Source organism: Pseudoduganella aquatica (genome assembly GCF_009857595.1).
In the GTDB taxonomy this organism is placed as follows: Bacteria; Pseudomonadota; Gammaproteobacteria; order Burkholderiales; family Burkholderiaceae_D; genus Rugamonas; species Rugamonas aquatica_A.
In genome coordinates this window covers 16,434-34,851 of record NZ_WWCU01000033.1, presented here as the reverse complement: position 1 = coordinate 34,851, position 18,418 = coordinate 16,434, and the positions used below count along the sequence as shown (strand labels likewise).

19 protein-coding genes are annotated in these 18,418 nt (G+C 67.3%); 11 read left to right on the top strand and 8 right to left on the bottom strand.

What is annotated here, in order from left to right; genetic code table 11:
• Positions 1 to 28: 28 nt before the first annotated feature.
• Positions 29 to 334, top strand: a complete 306-nt coding sequence (locus tag GTP77_RS22845; protein WP_161074459.1) for a c-type cytochrome — start codon at positions 29 to 31, stop codon at positions 332 to 334.
• 52 nt (positions 335 to 386) lie between these two features.
• The gene (locus GTP77_RS22840; protein ID WP_228892431.1) at positions 387 to 1,454 is read left to right on the top strand and encodes an FAD:protein FMN transferase; all 1,068 of its coding nucleotides are present in this window, start codon (positions 387 to 389) and stop codon (positions 1,452 to 1,454) included.
• A 45-nt stretch (positions 1,455 to 1,499) separates the two neighbouring features.
• On the opposite strand, the gene GTP77_RS22835 is transcribed toward GTP77_RS22840, so the two are convergent.
• Both GTP77_RS22835 and GTP77_RS22830 read right to left on the bottom strand, forming a co-directional pair.
• Positions 1,500 to 2,813: a permease gene (locus GTP77_RS22835; RefSeq protein WP_161074458.1), complete on the bottom strand. Its 1,314-nt coding sequence runs from the start codon at positions 2,811 to 2,813 to the stop codon at positions 1,500 to 1,502.
• A 12-nt stretch (positions 2,814 to 2,825) separates the two neighbouring features.
• Positions 2,826 to 3,086, bottom strand: coding sequence for a DUF2249 domain-containing protein (locus GTP77_RS22830; RefSeq protein WP_161074457.1), 261 nt, complete (start codon positions 3,084 to 3,086; stop codon positions 2,826 to 2,828).
• Positions 3,087 to 3,238: 152 nt separating this feature from the next.
• On the opposite strand from GTP77_RS22830, the gene ubiU reads away from it, so the two are divergent.
• The 5 genes from ubiU to ipdC are packed head-to-tail and all read left to right on the top strand — an operon-like array spanning position 3,239 to position 7,747.
• Positions 3,239 to 4,273 (top strand): ubiquinone anaerobic biosynthesis protein UbiU, encoded by a 1,035-nt coding sequence (ubiU, locus tag GTP77_RS22825; protein WP_161074456.1) that lies wholly within the window; start codon positions 3,239 to 3,241, stop codon positions 4,271 to 4,273.
• A gap of 10 nt (positions 4,274 to 4,283) precedes the next feature.
• Entirely contained in the window at positions 4,284 to 5,189 is a 906-nt protein-coding gene (locus GTP77_RS22820) for a U32 family peptidase (RefSeq protein ID WP_161074455.1), read from the top strand.
• Positions 5,186 to 5,704 carry a ubiquinone anaerobic biosynthesis accessory factor UbiT gene (gene ubiT, locus GTP77_RS22815; protein ID WP_161074454.1) on the top strand — a complete coding sequence of 173 codons (519 nt, stop codon included), beginning with the start codon at positions 5,186 to 5,188 and terminating at the stop codon, positions 5,702 to 5,704. The genes GTP77_RS22820 and ubiT overlap by 4 nt, the downstream gene beginning before the upstream one ends.
• 22 nt (positions 5,705 to 5,726) lie before the next feature.
• Complete coding sequence (locus GTP77_RS22810; protein WP_161074453.1) at positions 5,727 to 6,122, top strand: putative zinc-binding protein; 396 nt, start codon at positions 5,727 to 5,729, stop codon at positions 6,120 to 6,122.
• Positions 6,119 to 7,747: an indolepyruvate/phenylpyruvate decarboxylase gene (ipdC, locus tag GTP77_RS22805; RefSeq protein ID WP_161074452.1), complete on the top strand. Its 1,629-nt coding sequence runs from the start codon at positions 6,119 to 6,121 to the stop codon at positions 7,745 to 7,747. The genes GTP77_RS22810 and ipdC overlap by 4 nt, the downstream gene beginning before the upstream one ends.
• Before the next feature lie 107 nt (positions 7,748 to 7,854).
• On the opposite strand, the gene GTP77_RS22800 is transcribed toward ipdC, so the two are convergent.
• From GTP77_RS22800 to GTP77_RS22775, 6 genes are all read right to left on the bottom strand, one after another.
• Entirely contained in the window at positions 7,855 to 8,562 is a 708-nt protein-coding gene (locus tag GTP77_RS22800) for an anaerobic ribonucleoside-triphosphate reductase activating protein (protein WP_161074451.1), read from the bottom strand.
• 1 nt (position 8,563) lies between these two features.
• Complete coding sequence (gene nrdD / locus GTP77_RS22795) at positions 8,564 to 8,749, bottom strand: anaerobic ribonucleoside-triphosphate reductase (RefSeq protein ID WP_161074450.1); 186 nt, start codon at positions 8,747 to 8,749, stop codon at positions 8,564 to 8,566.
• Positions 8,750 to 8,784: 35 nt separating this feature from the next.
• Positions 8,785 to 10,533, bottom strand: a complete 1,749-nt coding sequence (locus GTP77_RS22790) for a ribonucleoside triphosphate reductase (protein ID WP_161074487.1) — start codon at positions 10,531 to 10,533, stop codon at positions 8,785 to 8,787.
• 119 nt (positions 10,534 to 10,652) lie between these two features.
• Positions 10,653 to 11,030: a SirB2 family protein gene (locus GTP77_RS22785; RefSeq protein WP_229202304.1), complete on the bottom strand. Its 378-nt coding sequence runs from the start codon at positions 11,028 to 11,030 to the stop codon at positions 10,653 to 10,655.
• A gap of 19 nt (positions 11,031 to 11,049) precedes the next feature.
• Positions 11,050 to 11,316, bottom strand: coding sequence for a DUF2249 domain-containing protein (locus GTP77_RS22780; RefSeq protein WP_161074448.1), 267 nt, complete (start codon positions 11,314 to 11,316; stop codon positions 11,050 to 11,052).
• Positions 11,317 to 11,342: 26 nt separating this feature from the next.
• Complete coding sequence (locus GTP77_RS22775) at positions 11,343 to 13,634, bottom strand: nitric-oxide reductase large subunit (RefSeq protein WP_161074447.1); 2,292 nt, start codon at positions 13,632 to 13,634, stop codon at positions 11,343 to 11,345.
• Between the two features lie 149 nt (positions 13,635 to 13,783).
• On the opposite strand from GTP77_RS22775, the gene GTP77_RS22770 reads away from it, so the two are divergent.
• From GTP77_RS22770 to hemN, 4 genes are all read left to right on the top strand, one after another.
• On the top strand, positions 13,784 to 14,236 hold the full coding sequence (locus GTP77_RS22770) for an RrF2 family transcriptional regulator (RefSeq protein WP_161074446.1): 453 nt from the start codon (positions 13,784 to 13,786) through the stop codon (positions 14,234 to 14,236).
• Positions 14,237 to 14,311: 75 nt separating this feature from the next.
• On the top strand, positions 14,312 to 15,574 hold the full coding sequence (locus tag GTP77_RS22765) for an MFS transporter (protein ID WP_161074445.1): 1,263 nt from the start codon (positions 14,312 to 14,314) through the stop codon (positions 15,572 to 15,574).
• 21 nt (positions 15,575 to 15,595) lie between these two features.
• Complete coding sequence (locus GTP77_RS22760) at positions 15,596 to 16,981, top strand: NarK family nitrate/nitrite MFS transporter (protein ID WP_161074444.1); 1,386 nt, start codon at positions 15,596 to 15,598, stop codon at positions 16,979 to 16,981.
• The gene (gene hemN / locus GTP77_RS22755) at positions 16,975 to 18,414 is read left to right on the top strand and encodes an oxygen-independent coproporphyrinogen III oxidase (RefSeq protein ID WP_161074443.1); all 1,440 of its coding nucleotides are present in this window, start codon (positions 16,975 to 16,977) and stop codon (positions 18,412 to 18,414) included. Before GTP77_RS22760 ends, hemN begins: the two co-directional genes overlap by 7 nt.
• The last annotated feature ends 4 nt before the right edge of the window (positions 18,415 to 18,418 follow it).

Genomic DNA, 18,418 nt, shown 5'->3' with positions numbered 1-18,418 from the left:
CAGGTTTAACCACGAAGAAGGAAGCACCATGCAATACCGTCAAACCGCCATCCTGCTGCTCGCCCTGTGCGCCGGCAGCGCCGCCGCCGCACCTGTGGACGGCGAGAAGATCTACAAAGCCACCTGCCTGTCCTGCCATGGCGCCGCCGTGCTGGGCGCGCCCAAGCCGGGCGACAAGGCAGCCTGGAAGCCCCGCATCGCCAAGGGCAAGAACGCGCTCTACACCAGCGCCTTGAACGGCGTGAAGATGATGCCGCCGCGCGGCGGCAATCCGGGCCTGAAGGATGACGAAATCAAGGCTGCCGTCGACTACATGGCAGGCCAGAGCAACTAAGCAGGCGCCGCGCGGGCGGCCCGCCGCCCGCGCCGGAGCCGGGAAGGGCAAAATGAACACTGCTTCGGACAAGTCTGCGCATCTGCGCAGCCGGCGCGCCGCGCTGCGCATGCTGTCGGCCGCGCTGGCCGTACCAGCCGGGCTGGCGGGCTGCGGCCCAGCCGCCGGCAATCACCACACCTGGGGCCATGTATTCGGCACTACGGTCAGTATCACCATCCACGGCGCGTCAACGCAGCGCGCGCAGGAACTGGGCGCCGCCGTACTGGCGGAATTCGACCGCCTGCACCACAAATTCCACGCCTGGCAGCCGGGCATGCTGACGGAGCTGAACCAGCGCATCGCGCGCGGCCTGCCGCTGCGCACCGACGCTGAAATGGCGGGGCTGCTGCAGTCCGCCGCGCGGCTGGCGGAACGCTCGGACCATCTTTTCAATCCGGCCATCGGCCACTTGCTGCGGCTCTGGGGTTTCCAGGGCGGCGGCCCGCGCGCCGCGCCGGACCGCGCGGAGCTGCGGCATTGGGTGGCCGCCAATCCGCGCATGTCTGACTTGCGCTTCCACGATACGGCCATCAGCAGCGTGAATCCCGCCGTGCGGTTGGACCTGGGCGGCTACGCCAAGGGCTATGCGCTGGACCGCGCCGCCGCGATACTGCGCGCGGCGCGGGTGGAAGCGGCGCTGGTGAATATCGGCGGCAATGTGCTGGCGATAGGGCAGCCCGGCGGGAGGCCGTGGCAGGTAGGCATACGCAATCCGCGCGCGCCGGCTGCGGCGGGCAATACGCTGTGCACCATTCCGCTATTCGACAACGAAGCGATAGGCACCAGCGGGGACTACGAGCGCTTTGTGCTGGAAGGCGGCCTGCGCAGGCCGCACATCATCGATCCGCGCACCGGCATGCCGGCGCTGGGCACGGCGTCGGTGACGGTGCTGGCCAGCGGCGGCGCGGACGCGGGCCTGCGTTCGGACGGCAATAGCAAGCCGCTGTTCATTGCAGGTGCGCTGAAGTGGGAAAACATGGCGGGCAGGCTGGACCTGCCGCAGGCCTTGCTGGTGGAGGGCGAGGGCGGCATGGCAATGACTTCCGCCATGCGCCGCCGCGTGTCCGGTCTGGCCTGAGACAAGGCCGCAGGGACAAGCCGGCGCGCGGCCGGGCGCGGCCTGTTACGCAGCCTGCGCCGCGTCCGGAATGGCACCGCGCAGGCGCCGGTACAGGCGCAGCGCGTATCCGAGATTGAAAGCCAGCGCCAGGCACGAGGCCAGCATCATGCCCGCTGCGGGGCGCGCCAGCAGCTCAGGCCGTTGGCAGGCGGCCAGCAGCAGCGCTAGCGCGGCCAGGTGCAGGCCGAACTGGCGCTGCGCCCATGCTTCCGGAATGATCTTGCGCACGCCGGGCACCGAGCGGCAGCCGCCGGGCAGCGTGGTTTGCAGGTGATACCACAGCAGGAAGGGCACGATCTGGTACAGCATGCCGTTGATGACGGATAGTCCGAAGCCCGCAAGCAGCAGCACGCCCAGCGTCAGCGGCAGTGCCGGTTCCGCAGCCTCCCACGGCAGCAGCGCCACGAGACAGCCCGCCAGCAAGCTTCCCACGGACGCGTACCAGAATTGGGTTGCGGGTTCGCTGCGCGGGCGCTTGCGGTGCAGCAGCAGCGCGATGGTGACGGCGGCGAACGCCCCGTAGCCCGCGGCGCCGAGCGCCATTGCAGCCTGCGTGAAATGGCGTGCCGGCGTCTCCTCCAGGCGGCTGGCGATGGACACCGCCACCAGCAGCAGGAACAGCCAGGTCGTGAGCCCGCGCGTGAGCCAGTCGGGATAGGTCTCCGTCACCTGGAACATGGGCACCACCTGGTAGGCCACGCCTATCACCATCAGTCCAGCCCAGCCCAGCAAACCCCATATGGCATGCAGGTCGGTCAGCGGTATCAGCGGAAGGGCCCGTAATGCCGCGCCGCCGGGCCAGGCGAACTGGCTGCCAAGCAGCGCGCCCAGCACGGTGGTGACGGCCAGCGCGGCCAGCGCCACGCGGATGGCCGCCATCATGGCGCTGGCGCCGGCGGCGTGCTGCCGCCACAGGCCCACCGCGCAGCGCGCCAGCACCACCAGCAGCGACGGGATCAGCAGCGCCAACGCCAGCGCGAACAGCGCCGGCCGGCCCGACAGAAAGCCCGCCGCCAGCAGCAGCGTGCCCCCGCACAGGCCCGCGTGCACCGTGCGGCCCCAGGCTTGCGGCAGGGCGATGCCGGCCACCGCAGGCAGCAGCTGCAGCAGCGCGCCGATGATGGACAGGCTCACGCAGCCCAGCGTGAGCAGATGGGTGGCGGCCAGCATGGCGGGAGTCCAGCGGCTGGCGAAGGCGTCCGCGCCTTGCCACAGCAGCACGGCGGCAGCCAGCGCCGCGAACAGCGGCGCGCAGAGCAGAAAGCGCAGCGGCAGCGACAGCGCGGGGTTGTGTTCGAAATTCAGTGCGCGTTGCATGGCCGCGCTCCGTCAGTCCGCACGCTGCCAAATGCGCAGCACGTAGGCGTCGCTGCTCCAGTCGCCGTGATGGCGGTAGCCGCCGCGCTCCAGCATGCCGAACAGCGGATGCGGTTCGCGGTCCATCTGTACTTGCAGCGCATCGCCGGCCTTGAGCGTATCGAGCGCCTCCATGATGCGCTCCATGGGTTGGGGCGGCGGCAGTCCGCGCAAGTCCAGCGGCACATCCTTGCCGGAAGGGGAATAGGGAGACTGGACAGGCTTGGTGTTCATGGCTTCTTTCCGCAGTAGTGAGTAGGGCGATTGTCACATTCCCGCAAGTCGTTCTTCCTTGATACAGATCAAGGATTACCGCCTTGCCCCCGCGTTACAGTGCGGCAGCACCGCGCCTAGCTGCGGTTTTTTTCACTGACCAAGCGAACACCATGATTCATACTGCTGTACCCGATGCCGCTGCGGCGGGCATCGAGCTGGTTTGCCCTGCGGGCAGTCTGCCCGCGCTCAAAGCCGCCGTGGACAACGGCGCCGACTGTGTCTACCTCGGCTTTCGCGACGCCACCAACGCGCGCAATTTCGCCGGCCTTAATTTCGACGACGCCGCCATCGCGCAAGGCATCGCCTACGCGCACCAGCGCGGCCGCAAAGTGCTGCTGGCCCTGAACACCTATCCCCAGCCCGGCGCCACCGGCTTGTGGCGCGGCGCCATTGCGCGCGCAGCGCAGGCCGGCATCGACGCGGTGATCCTGGCCGATCCGGGGCTGATGCGCTACGCCGCCGACAACTATCCGGATCTGCGCCTGCACCTTTCGGTGCAAGGCTCGGCCACCAATGCCGAGGCGATCAACTTCTACCAGCGCCAGTTCGGCGTGGCGCGCGCCGTGCTGCCGCGCGTGCTGTCGCTGGCACAGGTCGAGCATGTGATTGAAAACACCGGCGTGGAGATCGAGGTATTCGGTTTCGGCAGCCTGTGCGTGATGGTGGAGGGACGCTGCGCGCTGTCTTCCTACGTCACCGGCGAGTCGCCCAATACGCATGGCGTCTGTTCGCCCGCCAAGGCGGTTCGCTGGCAGCAGGCGCCGCAGGGACTGGAGGCGCGCCTGAATGGCGTGCTGATCGACCGCTACCAGGCCGACGAAAACGCCAGCTATCCCACGCTGTGCAAGGGCCGCTTCGACGTCTCTGGAGAGACCTATTACGCTGTGGAGGAACCCACCAGCCTGAATACCCTGGAGCTGCTGCCCAAGCTGCTGGCGATGGGCGTGCGCGCGGTGAAGATTGAAGGACGTCAGCGCAGCCCGGCCTACGTGGCGCAAGTAACGCGCGTGTGGCGCGAGGCGATAGACCAGTGCGGCGCCCAGTCGGCCCGCTATTCGGTCAAACCCGCCTGGATGGCGGAACTGGACAAGGTGGCGGAAGGCCAGCAGCACACGCTGGGCGCCTACCACCGCGCATGGAAATGAAAGGAACAGAATGTTGAAACTCGCACTGGGGCCGCTGCTGTACTACTGGCCCAAGCATACCGTGCAGGCCTTCTACGAGGAAGTGGCCGCAGGTCCGGCCGACATCGTCTACCTGGGCGAGACGGTTTGCTCGCGGCGCCACGAACTGCGCCTGTCCGACTGGCTGGCCATAGCGGCGCGGCTGGAGGCGGCCGGCAAGGAAGTCGTGCTGTCCACGCTGGTGCTGCTTGAATCCAGCGCGGACGTGACGGCGTTGCGCCGCATCGCCGCCAACAACCATTACCCGGTCGAGGCGGGCGACATGGGCGCGGTCAATCTGCTGTGCGGCGCTGATGCCCCCGCCGGCGGTTTCGTGGCCGGGCCGCAGCTCAATGTCTACAACGTGCCCACGCTGGAGCTGCTGCATGTCTTGGGCGCGCGGCGCTGGGTGATGCCGCTGGAGATGGGCCGCTCCGGCCTGGCCTCCATGCAGCAGGGCCGCCCATCCGGCATGCAGACGGAGGTGTTTGCCTATGGCCGCATGCCGCTGGCCTTCTCGGCGCGCTGCTTCACTGCGCGCAACCGCAATCTGCCCAAGGACAATTGTCAGTTCAGCTGCCTGGAACACCCGGACGGCCTGCTGATGCATACGCGCGAACAGCAGCCCTTCCTGGTGCTGAACGGTACGCAGACCCAGTCGGCCCAGCACTACAGCCTGGCGGGGGAGCTGGACGAACTGGCGGACTTGGGCGTGGACGTGGTGCGCATCAGTCCCCAGTCGCAGGGAACGGCGGCGGTGCTGGACGCCTTCGATGCGCTGCGGCGCGGAGCCGAAGCCGCACCCGGCAGCCTGCTGCCGCTGGCGGCGGGCGCGGCCTGCAACGGCTACTGGCACGGCGTGGCCGGCCTGGCGCAGCACCATGCGGAGGCAGCATGAACCGCACGCTTCCGCCGTCATCGCTGCTATCGCCTCCCGCCACGCTGCCGCCCGGCCTGGCGGCCGTGCTGGGCAAGCTGCCGCCGCTGCCGGGCTCCCGCCTGTTCGCCGCCGCGCTCAACCTGGCGCTGCGGCCTTATCTGCCGGACGACGTGCGCGCCAGCATGCTGGGCCGCCGCCTGCGCCTGACCGTCACCGACGCCGCGCTGTCCTTCGATTTTGAATGGCGCGGCGAGCGCTTCGCCGGCATAGCGCGCGGCGGCGCGGCCGACCTGGAAATCGCCGCCAGCGCGCGCGACTTGCTGGCCCTGGCGCGGCGCGAGGAAGATCCGGATACGCTGTTCTTCAGCCGCCGCCTGGCCATGTCGGGCGACACGGAACTGGGACTGCTCGTCAAGAACACGCTCGATGCGATCGACACGCCGCTGCCGGAAGCAGCGCGGCAGGCCGTGCTGGCCTGGCTGCGTGGCCTCGCGCCTGCGCGCACGCGGCGGCCGGGGCATCAGAAGAAGTAGTTTCGACCATCAGGAGGGCATCATGAACCACAAGGACGCGGCGCTGCCGCTGGTGTATTCGTGTTCCGGCTGCTCCAGCGCGGCGCAGACAGCCAACGCCGCCGCGCTGGAGCTGGACAGCCGGGGCAGCGCGCAGATGTCCTGCATCGCCGGGGTGGGCGGCGGCGTTGCGCCGCTGGTGCGCCTGGCGCAGTCGGGCCGCACCATCGTCGCCATCGACGGCTGCGCGCTGGCCTGCGCGCGCCAGTGCCTGGCGCAGCACGGCATCGCCCCCACCCATCATGTACTGCTGCCGCAACTGGGCGTAAAGAAGAAGTACCACACCCGCTACGACCCGCAGCAGGTCGCCGAAGTGGTGCAGGCCGTGGAGGCGCTGACCCATCCTGCCCGCCAGACTCTCAAGGAAACCACTGTATGAATCTCTCCACCGCATTGCTGCATGCGCTCAAGGCGCATGGCGCGCGCGAACTGTTTGGCCTGCCGGGCGACTTCGTGCTGCCGTTCTTTCAGCAGGCGGAGCAATCCGCCGCGCTGCCGCTGTACACCCTCAGCCACGAACCCGGAGTCGGCTTCGCCGCCGATGCTGCCGCGCGCTACGGCGGCGGCCTGGGCGTGGCGGTCGTGACTTATGGCGCCGGCGCGCTCAACATGGTCAATGCCGTGGCCGCGTCCTACGCCGAGAAAGTGCCGCTGGTCGTCATCTCCGGCGCCCCCGGCGCGCTGGAGCGCAGTAACGGCTTCCTTCTGCACCACCAGACCCGCAGCCTGGATTCGCAGCTTGCCATCTTCCGCGAGATCACCTGCGACCAGGTGGTGCTGGACAACGCCGCCGACGCCCCGGCGCTGATTGCGCGCGCGCTGGGCAATTGCCTGGCCCAGTCGCGGCCCGTCTATATCGAGCTGCCGCGTGACATGGCGGCGGCGCCGTGCGGGGAAGTGCGCATGGTCGCCCCACGCAAGCCGGACCCGGACGCCGTGCGCGCCTGCGCGGCCGAAGTACTGCGCAGGCTGGGACGGGCCTACCGTCCGCTGCTGCTGGTCGGCATAGAGATACGCCGCTACGGGATAGAACACAAGGTGGCGCAGCTGGCGCGCCTGCTGCGCGTGCCTGTCGCCACCACGATCATGGGGCGCGGTCTGCTTGCAGGGGAGGATGCGCCGCTGCTGGGCACCTACCTCGGCGTGGCGGGCGACCCCGCCGTGACGCGCGCGGTGGAGGAGGCCGATGCGCTGCTGATGCTGGGCGTGCTGCTGTCGGATACCAATTTCGGCGTCTCCGCGCGCAAGATCGATATGCGCGGCAGCATCCAGGCGCTGGACGGCCAGGTGGTGCTGGGCCATCACGTCTATCCGGATATTCCGCTGGAGGCGCTGCTGGACGCCATGCTGGAGGACGGCGTATCGATGGCGCTGCAGGCACCGGAGCCGCAGCGGGTGCGTTATCCGCGCGAGCTGCGGGCCGATGGGGAGCCGGTGGCGCCCATGGATATCGCGCGCGCCGTAAACGACGCGCTGGCCGCCAAGGGCGCCATGCCTGTGGTGTCCGATATCGGGGACTGCTTCTTCACGGCGCTGGATATCGACGGTGGCGGCGGGCTGCTGGCGCCGGGCTATTACGCGACGATGGGCTATGGCGTCCCGGCCGGGCTGGGATTGCAGGCCTCCAGCGGCAAGCGGCCGCTGATACTGGCCGGCGACGGCGCGTTTCAAATGACGGGCTGGGAGCTGGGCAATTGCCAACGCTACGGCTGGGACCCGGTGGTGATCGTGTTTAATAACTGCGGCTGGGAGATGCTGCGCGCGTTCCAGCCGGAGGCGAAGTACAACGACTTGAGCGATTGGAAGTTTGCCGACATGGCGGCCGCGCTGGGCGGCGACGGCTACCGGGTGAACACGCGCGCGCAGCTCAGGCAGGCGCTGGACAAGGCGCTTGCCACGCGCGGACGCTTCCAGCTGATAGAAGCCATGCTGCCGCGCGGCGCGCAGTCCGACACGCTGGCGCGGTTTGTGGCGGGCGTGAAGCGTTTGCAGGCAGCTGCGTGAACGCGCGCATGGCGGGTTACGCCTTCGGCTCACCCGCCCTACGAAATAACGAAGTATCGTAGGGCGGGTTAGCGCAAGGCGCGTAACCCGCCGCAGCGCGTCTGCGCCTAATACGCTTGCCTCAGCATAAAGCGCGGAAACAGCGGCGCCATGCCTGCGGCCAGCACCTCGTCCGGATATCCCGGCGCCGCGCAGCAGTTGAGCGCAGTGTCCCCACAGCCGGTGGCGCGGAACTGCTGCAGCACATAATTCCTTACCCCCATCTCCGCCAGCGTTGCCGCCAGCCGTTCCAGGGACGCAGGCGGCAGCAGCGCCGAATGCGCCGTGGTGCGGCATTCGTAGGACACGCCGCTGGCCAGTATCGCGCGCACGCATTCCTCCGCCTGCCGTCCGCTGCCTGGCACGCCGGTCACCGTAGCGTAGTGTTCGAACGGCGCCTTCACGTCGAACCCCACCCAGTCCAGCAGCGGGAGCACGCGCTTGAGGCGGTCCGGATATATGCAGGCCGTATGCAGCCCCACCTTGAATCCCAGCGCGCGCACCTGGCCGATGGCGGCCGGCAGCGCCGGATCCGTGGTTGGCTCGCCGCCGCTGAAGACCACCGCGTCCAGCAGCCCGGCGCGCGCAGCCAGCCGCTCCAGCAGCCGTGGCCACGAAAGAGGGCTGGTGCGGGGGCGCGCCTGCAGCTCAGGATTATGGCAGTATCCGCAGCGCCAGGCGCATCCCTGCACGAAGACCACGGCGGCCAGCCGGCCGGGATAGTCGGTGGCCGAGAACGGCGTGTAGCCGCCGACGTTCAGCTGTCCGCCGTCCATCCTAGTGCGCCGCCGCTTCGTTGAAGTACTGGCGCTCGTGGAACTCGCCCTGCTTGCCGATGTTGAACGACGATAGCGGACGGTGGTAGCCCATGACGCGGGTCCAGATTTCGCATGGCTGGCGTTCGCTGTCGTCCAGAACAAGAGCGCGGGAGGTGGTGATGATGCCTTTGCTTGCTGCTTGCATGATATGCCTTTACGGTGGGTGGGAAAATCGGGGCCTCAGGCGGCCAGTTTGCGCGCGATCAGTTCATCGTCGCACTTGGGACAGAAGGGATGGCGTCCGCTCAGATAGCCGTGCTTGGGACAGATCGAGAACGTGGGTGTCACCGTGATGTAGGGCAGGCCGAAACGGCTCAGCGAGCGCTGCACCAGCGTGCGGCAGGCGTCCGCGCTGGACAGCGCTTCCGTCATATACAGGTGCAGCACCGTGCCGCCCGTGTATTTGCGTTGCAGCGCGTCCTGCTGTTCCAGCGCCTCGAACGGGTCGTCCGTGTAGCCGACCGGCAGCTGCGAGGAGTTGGTGTAGTAGGGCATGTCCAGCGTGCCCGCCTGCAGGATGTCCGGATAGCGCTTGCGGTCCTCTCGGGCGAAGCGGTAGGTCGTGCCTTCGGCCGGCGTGGCCTCCAGGTTGTACATATGGCCGGTTTCCTCCTGGAAGGCCAGCATGCGGGCGCGCACGTGGTCCAGCAGGCGCAGCGCAAAGTCGCGCCCGCGCACCGAGGTGATGTCGTATTCGTCCCGGCTGAAATTGCGTATCATTTCATTGATGCCGTTCACGCCCAGCGTCGAAAAATGGTTGCGCAGTGTACCCAGATAGCGCTTGGTGTAGGGGAACAGGCCGTTGTCCATATGGCGCTGGATGACCTCGCGCTTGATCTCCAGGCTTTGCTTGCCCAGCTCCAGCAGGTCGTCCAGCGCCGCCAGCAGCGCCGGCTCGTCGCCCCGGTGCAGATGGCCCAGGCGCGCGCAGTTGATGGTGACCACGCCCAGCGACCCGGTCTGCTCGGCCGATCCGAATAGGCCGTTGCCGCGCTTGAGCAGCTCGCGCAGGTCCAGCTGCAGGCGGCAGCACATGGACCGTATCATGTTCGGCTTCAGCTCCGAGTTGATGAAGTTCTGGAAGTAGGGCAGGCCGTAGCGCGCCGTCATTTCGAACAGCAGTTCGGCGTTCGGGCTGTGCCAGTCGAAGTCCGGCGTGATGTTGTAGGTCGGGATGGGGAAGGTGAAGGCGCGGCCCTTGGCGTCGCCCGCCATCATCACTTCGATATAGGCGCGGTTGATCATGTCCATCTCCGCCTGCAGCTCGCCGTAGCTGAACGGCATGGGCTGGCCGGCGATGTGCGGAATCTGATCGCGCAGGTCTTCCGGGCACACCCAGTCGAAGGTCAGGTTCGTGAAGGGCGTCTGCGTGCCCCAGCGCGAGGGCACGTTCAGGTTGTAGATCAGTTCCTGCATGGCCTGGCGGACGGCCGCGTAATCCAGCCCGTCGTTGCGCACATACGGCGCCATATAGGTGTCGAAGGAGCTGAAGGCCTGCGCGCCCGCCCATTCGTTTTGCAGCGTTCCCAGGAAGTTGACGATCTGCCCGATGGCGCTGGACATGTGGCGCGGCGGGCCGGATTCCACCTTGCCCGGCACGCCGTTCAGGCCTTCGGCCAGCAGCGTGCGCAGCGACCATCCGGCGCAGTAGCCGGCCAGCATGTCCAGGTCGTGGATGTGCAGCGCGGCTTCGCGGTGGGCGCGGCCGATGGGCGGCGGGTAGACGTGTTCGAGCCAGTAGTTGGCGATCACCTTGCCCGATACGTTCAGTATCAGGCCGCCCAGCGAGTAGCCTTGGTTGGCGTTGGCGTTCACGCGCCAGTCCTGCCGGTTCAGGTATTCGTTGACGGAGCTGACGACGTCCACCAGCGAGCTGCGGTCCGTGGCCAGGCCGGCGGGTTTGATGTTGTTATGGGGTGCTGCTTGGATCACAGTGCTCTCCTTGGCTACTAAATATGGTGTAGCTTCCAAGATTAGACACTGGATATAGTGTGGTCAACGGTTCCGGCCTGTGTTTTTGCTTTTCTTGATATGGCCGGGATTTGCTCCTACAAACGCCCCAGCAAAGGCCAGGGCTGCTTGCTGATGGCGACGGCGATGATATAGGCCAGGGTGGCCACGGCGGCCAGAAACGCCGCGCGCTGTCCGGTGTGGGTGCGCGCGCGTTTGAGGGCCAGCGTGCCCAGGACGATGTAGACCACCACGGCGGTGAGCTTGGCGGCCAGCCAGGGCTGGACCAGCGGCGACTGGCCGGTGCTGACGGCGAGCATGAGGGCGCTGGCCAGCAGCAGCGTGTCGATAATCGGTGGCACGGCGCGGGTCCAGCGCCGCGCCGTCCAGCTAGCGCCGTACCACATGCCCGCGCCGCGCAGCACGAACAGGCTGACGCTGGCGCTTGCGCAGGTCACGTGGACCATCTTGAGCATGTGGTATTCCATTAAAACCTCACTCGGGAACGATGAGGAAGTCTATCAGCACCTCGCCCGGCGTGCGCGACACATAAGCGGCGCGCACGCGGGGACCGAACGCCTGGCTGATTTGGTGCAGCAGCGGCACCGGATCGTGGTCGTTACAGAAGCGCATGGTCTCGCCGGGCTGCAGCGCCTGCAGCGCGCCGAAGATGGCGGCGTGGCGGAAGCGCTTCGAGATGCCGCGCGCGTCGAAGGGATAGATGCCGGCGACGGCGGTAGGGGCGGAACAATCGTGAGGCATGGTGAATCTCCTTTTCGGGTGAGGGGTCAGGCTTTTTGAGCGGCGGAATTTGCAGCGGCGTTTGCGGCGGCTGCGGCAGCGCGCGGCTGGCCGGCGCGCAGCAGGCGCCAGGCGAACAGGGCCAGGAACAGCGTGCCGGCGGCGAAGACCACGTCGCCGGGTACGCGCATCCATACCAGGGTTTCCATCAGCGGCGAATGCACCACTTCCGGCGAGCGGGCGAACCACATGCCGGTGCTGATGCTGGCCCAGGCCTGGTAAATGCCGGCGGGCGCCAGCGACAGGAACACCATCATGGCCAGGCCGATGTTCAGGCACCAGAACATCGGCCGCAGCAGGCGGTCCGACCAGGCGGCGCGCTCGCTCATGCCGCGCAGGCAGAACAGCAGCAGGCCTATGCCCAGCATGCCGTACACGCCGAACAGCGCGGCGTGGCCGTGCGCGGCCGTCATGTTCAGGCCCTGCATGTAGTACAACGCGATGGGGGTATTGATGGAGAAGCCCAGCAGGCCCGCGCCCACCGTGTTCCAGAAGCCCACGGCGATAAAGCACAGGATGGACCAGCGGTAGTTCGCCACCCAGGGCGCGGCCTTGCTGCGCTGGTAGTTGCGCCAGGCCTCGATGCCCAGCATGGACAGCGGCACCACTTCCAGCGCCGAGAACATGGCGCCGATGGCGATGACGAAGGTCGGCGTGCCGGTGAAATACAAGTGGTGCAGCGTGCCCAGGATGCCGCCGAACAGGAACACAATGGTCTCCAGCACGATGGCGCTGTTGGCGGCGGCGGCGCGTATCAGGCCCAGGCGCACGAACAGCAGTGCGATAACGGCGGTGGCGAACACTTCGAAGAAGCCCTCAACCCACAGGTGCACCAGCCACCAGCGCCAGTATTCCACCATCGAGTAGTGGGTGCTGCGTCCCCAGGTGAGCGAGGTGGCGTAGAAGCCGCCTATGCACAGCGCGGACAGGAACACCATGACGATCAGCCCACGGCTTTCGGACGGCTTTTTCAGCGCGGGCCACAATGCGCGGCCCAGCAGCGTCACCCAGAACAGCAGGCCCACGAACAGCAGTATCTGCCAGATGCGGCCCATGCTGGTGAATTCCAGGCCCTGGTTGCCCAGCCAGAAGGCGAAAGCGCTGCCCTTGTGCTGCAGGGTGCCCAGCCAGCCGCAGGCGGTGGAACCGGCCACGATGAACAGCAGCGCGTAGAACAGCACGTTCACGCCCAGCTTCTGGAAGCGCGGTTCGTGGCCGGAGATGGCCGGCGCGATATACAGGCCGGTGGCCAGCCAGGCGGTGGCTATCCACAGCACGGCGAACTGGGTGTGGATGGTGCGGCTGACCACGAAGGGCAGCACGTCCGCCAGCGGCAGGCCGAAGAAGCTCTGGCCCTCGACCGCGTAGTGGGCCGTGATCACGCCCATGCCCACTTGCGCCAGGATCAGCGCAATCACCACGAAGAAGTATTTGCGGGTGGCGCGCATGGACGGCGTGGCCGCCAGCTTGAACAGGGGATCGGCCTTGGGCGCGGCCGGATCGGCCTCCTCGCTGCTGCGCGCATGGAACATGATCATGGCGGCGATGGCGCCCAGCATGAGCACGATGCTGGCGATGGACCAGATGCCGGCGCCCGCTCCGGGACGGTTGCCCACCAGCGGTTCGTGCGGCCAGTTGCTGGTGTAGCTCAGACCCGCTTCGCCGGGACGGTCGGTGGCGGCCGCCCAGGAGGACCAGAACACGAAGGCGGGCAGCGCCGCCAGTTCGGCCGGATTGGTGACGGAGTTGGCCGTCATGGCGTACTGGGTGCGCAGCGCGTCCAGCGAGCGCTCGTCGCCGAACAGGCCGGTGTAGTGGCGCGCCACTTCCCGCACCGCTTCGGCGCGGTCCGTGGACAGCACGATGGCGCCGCGCGCCGCGTCATAGGTATTGCGGCGCATTTCCTCCTGCACGCGCGCGTCCAGCGCGGCTTGCGCGGGCTTGGCCAGCGTGTCGTAGGATGCGCCGTGTTCGCGCAAGGCCCAGATCTGGCGCAGCGCCAGCGCTTCCCGGTGCAGCCAGTCGGCCGACCAGTCCGGCGCCACGTAGCTGCCGTGGCCCCAGACGGTGCCCAGCTGCTGGCCGCCGGCCGCCAGCCAGGCCTGCTGGCCGCGCTGCACCTGGCCTTCGGTATAGAGCACCTTGCCCTCGGTGCTGATGATTTGTTGCGGAATGGGCGGGGCGGCCAGGTAAATCTCGGCGCCCACCCAGCCCAGGACGGCAAAGGACAGGGCGCAGATGACTGCGAGCCAGGTCCATAGTTTGCGCGTGGCGTGCATGGTATCTCCTTGGAGTGGTTGATTGGAACAGGGCGATTCTTAGCCACTTGGCATAAACACGCAAAATAAATACAGCTTTTCTTGATCTGGCTTATGTCAGGCTGCGGCGGGCGGAGGAATAATGGCGGCATACCAACCGGAGCTTCGCCATGAAACTGAGCGCCTATACCGACTACACCCTGCGCACGCTGATCTTCCTGGCGGGCCGCGCGGGCCGGCCCGCCACCATCCTGGACATCGCCGAGCTGCACGGCCTGTCGCGCCACCACCTGGGAAAAGTGGTGATGGACCTGGCGCGGGACGGCCTGGTGCGCACCACGCGCGGACGCGGCGGCGGCATCGTGCTGGGGCGGGAGCCCGAGCGCATCAACATCGGCGCCGTGGTGCGCGGCACCGAGACCGGCTTCGACATGGCGGCCTGCTTCAACGCCACGGACCGCGTCTGCGCGCACCAGGGCTGCTGCGGACTGAAGGCGGTGCTGGAAGCGGCCACCGCTGCCTACCTGGCGCGGCTGGACGCGCTCTCGTTGGCCGACCTTGCGCCCGGCCCCGCACTAGTTATTTCGGACGATGACTATAGCCTTTTTGCCTTGGGCGGATAACCCTCCGGCCAATATCGGCGCGGTCCGCCGCCGCGTACCCTGACGTCATCCGATAGTCTGTCAGGGAGAAGCAAAGTGGCAATCAATAACAAGGGGAGTACAGCGGTCCGCGTCCTCGCCAGCAGCACGTTCGCATTCACCATCTGCTTTGCGGTGTGGATGATGTTCGCGGTGCTGGGCATCCCCATCAAGAAGTCTCTGGGCCTCAATGAAACCCAGTTTGGCCTGCTGGCCGCCATGCCGGTGCTCAGCGGCTCGCTGGTGCGGGTGCCGCTCGGCATCTGGTGCGACCGCTACGGCGGCCGCATCGTGTTCTTCCTGCTGATGCTGGCCACCGTGCCCGCCATCTATCTGATCGGCCTGGCCACCGCCTACTGGCAGTTCCTGGCCCTGGGCCTGTTCGTCGGCCTGGCCGGCGGCTCGTTCTCGGTCGGCACGCCCTACGTGGCGCGCTGGTTCCCGAAAGAGCGGCGCGGCCTGGCCATGGGCATTTTCGGCGCGGGCAATTCCGGCTCGGCGCTCACCAAGTTTGTGGCCCCGGCCATCATCGCGGCCTGGGGCTGGCAAGCGCTGCCCACCGTGTACGCGGCCGCCATGCTGCTGACGGCCATCGCATTCTGGCTGTTCAGCGCCACCGATCCCTCGCACAACGTGGCCGGCACCGTCAGCTTCGCCGAGCAGATGAAAGTGCTGAAGGACAGGCGCGTGTGGCGCTACTGCCAGTACTACTCGGTGGTGTTCGGCGGCTATGTGGGCCTGGCGCTGTGGATGACCAAATACTATGTGGCCGAATACGGTTTCGACCTGAAACTGGCGGCGCTGCTGGCGGCCTGCTTCTCGCTGCCGGGCGGCGTGCTGCGCGCGCTGGGCGGCTGGATCTCGGACCGCTACGGCGCCTATAAAGTCACCTGGTCGGTCATGTGGGTGTGCTGGGTGTGCTTCTTCCTGCTGTCCTATCCGCCCACGTCCATGGTCGTCAAGACCGTCAACGGCCCGCTGCAAATGGACCTGGCGCTCACGCCGTGGATGTTCACCGGCCTGCTGTTCATCGTCGGCATCGCCATGGCGGTCGGCAAAGCCTCGGTATTCAAATTCATCGGCGACGAATTCGCCGACAACATCGGCGCCGTGTCCGGCGTGGTCGGCCTGGCCGGCGGCCTGGGCGGCTTTGTGCTGCCGATTATGTTCGGCGCGCTGCTGGATCTGACCGGCGTGCGTTCGAGCGCCTTCATGCTGCTGTACGGCACCGTGTGCGTGTCGCTGGTGTCCATGCACTTCTCGTTCGGACGCGCCGGCAGTCCGGCCGCCGCCAACCCACCTTTAGCCCAAGCCGCTTAATCCTCGTTTTCAGGAGATATCATGAGCAAATACCTAATCAATACCTGGGAGCCCGAAACCCCCACATTCTGGCGCGCCGGCGGGCGCGACACCGCCAACCGCAACCTGTGGATCTCCATTCCCGCGCTGGCGCTGGCCTTTGCGGTGTGGATGGTGTGGAGCGTGGTGGTGGTCAACCTGCCCGCCATCGGCTTCCAGTACAGCACCAACCAGCTGTTCTGGCTGACCGCGCTGCCCGGCCTGTCCGGCGCCACGCTGCGCATCTTCTACTCCTTCATGGTGCCCATCTTCGGCGGGCGCAAATGGACCACCATCTCCACCGCCTCGCTGCTGATACCGGCCATCGGCATCGGCTACGCGGTGCAGGACGTGAACACCGGCTTCCCGACCATGCTGGTCCTGGCGCTGCTGTGCGGCTTCGGCGGCGGCAACTTCGCCTCGTCGATGGCCAACATCAGCTTTTTCTTCCCCAAGGCGCAGAAGGGCTATGCGCTGGGCATGAACGCGGGCCTGGGCAACCTGGGCGTGTCGGCGGTGCAGTTCGTGGTGCCGCTGGTGATCACCATGGGCGTGTTCGGCACGCTGGGCGGCGAACCGCAAACCGCCGTCAAGGCCGGCCAGGCCACCACGCTGTGGCTGCAGAACGCAGGCTTCATCTGGGTGCCTTTCATCGCCGTCAGCAGCCTGCTGGCGTGGTTCGGCATGAACGACCTGGCCTCGGCCAAGGCCTCCTTCGCCGACCAGGCGGTGATCTTCAAGCGCAAGCACAACTGGCTGATGTGCTGGCTCTATACCGGCAGCTTCGGTTCCTTCATCGGCTATTCGGCCGGCTTCCCGCTGCTGATCAAGACCCAGTTCCCGGACGTGAATCCCCTGCAGTACGCCTTCCTCGGCCCCCTGGTGGGCGCGCTGGCGCGCGTGGCGGGCGGCATCATCGCCGACAAGCTGGGCGGAGCCCGCGTGACCGTGTGGACCTTCGCAGGCATGATACTGGCTGTCTTCGGCGTGCTGCAGTTCCTGCCGCATGACGGCGTGGCCGGCAGCTTCAACGGCTTCTTCTGGATGTTCATGCTGCTGTTCGCCGGCACCGGCGTGGGCAACGCCTCCACCTTCCGCATGATACCGGTGATCTTCCTCACCGAGCGCCAGCGCGCGGCGGCGGGCCAGCCCAAGGCGGTGCAGGAGCAGGCCATCATCGACGCCAACAAGGAAGGCGCTGCGGTGCTGGGCTTCACCTCGGCCGTGGCCGCGTATGGCGCCTTCTTCATCCCGAAAAGCTACGGCACCTCGATCGCCCTGACCGGCGGCCCCGGCGCCGCGCTGTGGTGCTTCATCGGCTTCTACGTCAGCTGCATCGCGCTGACCTGGTGGTGCTACGCGCGCAAAAATGCGGCCATGCCATGCTGAACGCCAGGACAATCCCGATTGCGCCGTCGGTGGAGTTCGACGCGGAGCTGGTGCGCCGCCTCAGCCAGTCCGGCCCGCGCTACACCTCCTATCCGAGCGCGGACCGCTTCTCGTCCGGCTTCGGCGAGGAGGACTACCGCGGCGCGGTGGCCGGACGCCGAGAGGCGCTGGCCGGCGGCCCGGCGCGCGGCCTGTCGCTGTATGTGCACATTCCGTTCTGCCAGTCGCTGTGCTACTACTGCGGCTGCAACAAGATCATCACGCAGGACCGCAGCAAGGCGGTGCAGTACCTGGACTACCTGGAACGCGAGACCGCCATGCAGGGCGCCCTGTTCGCGGGCATGAACCGCGTGCAGCAGCTGCATTTCGGCGGCGGCACGCCCACCTATCTGGACGACGCGCAGATGGACGGCTTGCTGGCCTCCCTGCGCAGCCATTTCGACTTCGCCTCCGATGAGGACGGCGAGTTCTCGGTCGAGATCGACCCGCGCACCGTCACGCCGGAGCGCATGCACGTGCTGCGGCGGCAGGGTTTCAACCGCGTGAGCCTGGGCATCCAGGACTTCGACCCGGCGGTGCAGCGCGCCGTCAACCGCATCCAGCCCTACGAGCAGACTGCAGCCGTGCTGGATTCGGCGCGGGCGGCGGGCTTCCGCTCCGTCAGCGTGGACCTGATCTACGGCCTGCCGTGCCAGAGCCCTGCCAGCATCACCGTCACGCTGGGGCAGGTGATCGCCATGCTGCCGGACCGGATAGCCCTGTACAACTACGCGCATCTGCCGCACCTGTTCAAGTCCCAGAACCTGATCGACGCGGCGTCCCTGCCGGACCCGGAAACCAAGCTCGCCATGCTGGCCCTGTGCATAGAACGCCTTACGGCGGCGGGCTACATCTACATCGGCATGGACCATTTCGCGCTGCCGGAGGACGACCTGGCGCGCAGCCAGCGTGAAGGGCGGCTGCACCGCAACTTCCAGGGCTATTCCACCCACGCCGAGAGCGACATGGTGGCGCTGGGCGTATCGGCCATCAGCGCGGTGGGCGGCTGCTACAGCCAGAACGAAAAATCGCTGCAGGCCTACTACGCGCGGCTGGACCAGGGCCGGCTGCCGGTGGCGCGCGGCGTGACGCTGGACGCGGACGATGTGCTGCGCCGCACCGCGATAGGAAAACTGATGTGCGATTTCGAACTCGATTTCGCCTCGCTCGATGCGCTGGCCGGGCCGGGCGGCGCGGCGGCCTATTTCGCGCCCGAGCTGGAGCGCCTGCGCCCGCTGGAGGAGCAGGGCTTGCTGTGCCTGGGCAGCAAGGGCGTGAAAGTGAAGCTGCGCGGGCGCCTGCTGATACGCAATATCTGCATGGTGTTCGACCGCTACCTGCATCAACAGGCCGAGACCGGCCCGCCGCCGAGGCGGTATTCCGCGACCATCTGAGCCG

Bases quoted from the DNA above. Each gene is read 5' to 3' on its own strand.
- GTP77_RS22845 (WP_161074459.1), top strand. From the start codon at position 29: ATGCAATACCGTCAAACCGCCATCCTGCTGCTCGCCCTGTGCGCCGGC.
- GTP77_RS22840 (WP_228892431.1), top strand. From the start codon at position 387: ATGAACACTGCTTCGGACAAGTCTGCGCATCTGCGCAGCCGGCGCGCC.
- GTP77_RS22835 (WP_161074458.1), bottom strand. From the start codon at position 2,813: ATGCAACGCGCACTGAATTTCGAACACAACCCCGCGCTGTCGCTGCCG.
- GTP77_RS22830 (WP_161074457.1), bottom strand. From the start codon at position 3,086: ATGAACACCAAGCCTGTCCAGTCTCCCTATTCCCCTTCCGGCAAGGAT.
- ubiU (WP_161074456.1), top strand. From the start codon at position 3,239: ATGATTCATACTGCTGTACCCGATGCCGCTGCGGCGGGCATCGAGCTG.
- GTP77_RS22820 (WP_161074455.1), top strand. From the start codon at position 4,284: ATGTTGAAACTCGCACTGGGGCCGCTGCTGTACTACTGGCCCAAGCAT.
- ubiT (WP_161074454.1), top strand. From the start codon at position 5,186: ATGAACCGCACGCTTCCGCCGTCATCGCTGCTATCGCCTCCCGCCACG.
- GTP77_RS22810 (WP_161074453.1), top strand. From the start codon at position 5,727: ATGAACCACAAGGACGCGGCGCTGCCGCTGGTGTATTCGTGTTCCGGC.
- ipdC (WP_161074452.1), top strand. From the start codon at position 6,119: ATGAATCTCTCCACCGCATTGCTGCATGCGCTCAAGGCGCATGGCGCG.
- GTP77_RS22800 (WP_161074451.1), bottom strand. From the start codon at position 8,562: ATGGACGGCGGACAGCTGAACGTCGGCGGCTACACGCCGTTCTCGGCC.
- nrdD (WP_161074450.1), bottom strand. From the start codon at position 8,749: ATGCAAGCAGCAAGCAAAGGCATCATCACCACCTCCCGCGCTCTTGTT.
- GTP77_RS22785 (WP_229202304.1), bottom strand. From the start codon at position 11,030: ATGCTCAAGATGGTCCACGTGACCTGCGCAAGCGCCAGCGTCAGCCTG.
- GTP77_RS22780 (WP_161074448.1), bottom strand. From the start codon at position 11,316: ATGCCTCACGATTGTTCCGCCCCTACCGCCGTCGCCGGCATCTATCCC.
- GTP77_RS22775 (WP_161074447.1), bottom strand. From the start codon at position 13,634: ATGCACGCCACGCGCAAACTATGGACCTGGCTCGCAGTCATCTGCGCC.
- GTP77_RS22770 (WP_161074446.1), top strand. From the start codon at position 13,784: ATGAAACTGAGCGCCTATACCGACTACACCCTGCGCACGCTGATCTTC.
- GTP77_RS22760 (WP_161074444.1), top strand. From the start codon at position 15,596: ATGAGCAAATACCTAATCAATACCTGGGAGCCCGAAACCCCCACATTC.
- hemN (WP_161074443.1), top strand. From the start codon at position 16,975: ATGCTGAACGCCAGGACAATCCCGATTGCGCCGTCGGTGGAGTTCGAC.